We start from the raw sequence: 1,197 nt of genomic DNA, 5'->3' as shown, positions 1-1,197 counted from the left end.
CGTTCTCTTCCACCACGGTCCCTGGTCGGCCCTGAGGTCGTGGGCGATGCGGCTGGCGAAGCGAGGCAGCGTGAAGGTCGCGAAGGTTGCTCTCGCACGCCGGCTCGCCGTCATCATGCATCGCATGTGGACCGATGGCACCGAGTTCCGTTGGTCAGCGACGCCGGTGGTACCGAAGTTCATCTCGCCGGCCGATCCGGCCGCACGCTGGACGGCAGCCCATGGCGGGCAGGCCTTCTTTGCCTATGCGACGAACTATCTGATCGACCTGAAGCACGCCGTCATCATGGACGTGGAGGCGACCACGGCCGTGCGGCAGGCCGAGGTCGGCGCGGCGCGGACCATGATCGAGCGCACGCAAGATCGGTTCGGCATCTGGCCCGAGAAGCTGGCCGCGGACGCCGCCTGTGGCTCGGCCGAGAACCTCGCCTGGCTGGTGCACGAGCGTGGGATCGAGCCGCATATCCCGGTGTTCGACAAATCCCGGCGCCGGGACGGCACCTTCAGCCGCTCCGACTTCGCCTATGATCACGAACGCGATCTCTACATCTGCCCGGCCGGCAAGGAGCTTCGGCAGTTCCGCCGGGCCTTCGCGGTGCCGCGCGACGGCATCGATCCTGAAGGCGTCATGCGCTACAGGGCGATCAAACGCGACTGCGACGCCTGTTCCATGAAGCCACGTTGCTGTCCGAAGGAACCTGCTCGCAAGCTTCTGCGCTCGATCCACGAAGGCGCCCGCGACATGGCGCGCGACATCGCGGCCACCGATGCCTACGTGACCTCACGACGCGAACGAAAGAAGGTCGAGATGCTGTTCGCGCACCTGAAGCGCATCCTCAAGCTCGATCGCTTGCGGCTGCGAGGACCATGCGGCGCCCGCGACGAGTTCCTCCTCGCCGCCACCGCCCAAAACCTCAGGAAAATGGCGAAGCTGATGCCATTGGGAGCGCCACCACTGCCGGCATGAGGGCGAAACGCCCTCTCACAAAACCACCTAGCCTCGCTCGGCAGCCTACCCAGAACCGACTTCTTCAACACAATCGGCCAGAAGCGCTTGAAGCTGGTCCGAGCGAGTTGCGCCATAAGCCGACTTTGGATCATGTGCGGAAAGCGGCCGGGCGGCCAAGTCGAGCGGGCCATCGGCCACAAACGTCGACATTGTCACGCCGAAAAGGCGGACGCTCCGCCGAAACGGAT

General features: G+C 65.2%; 2 protein-coding genes. One reads left to right on the top strand and one right to left on the bottom strand.

Translation table 11 applies throughout. The features are described 5' to 3' along the window. A partial coding sequence (locus tag AC1DVA_RS28455; RefSeq protein WP_476808137.1) for a transposase occupies positions 1-967 on the top strand: 967 nt, incomplete at its 5' end. Positions 968-1,012: 45 nt separating this feature from the next. Here the strand turns inward: AC1DVA_RS28455 and AC1DVA_RS28450 are convergent. Then, on the bottom strand, positions 1,013-1,197 hold a 185-nt coding region (locus AC1DVA_RS28450), incomplete at its 5' end, for a hypothetical protein (RefSeq protein ID WP_476808136.1).

It is taken from the genome of Allobosea sp. P4_C6, from assembly GCF_056402015.1.
The sequence above is the reverse complement of the archived record's forward strand: the minus strand, read 5'-3'. Positions and strand labels throughout refer to the sequence as shown.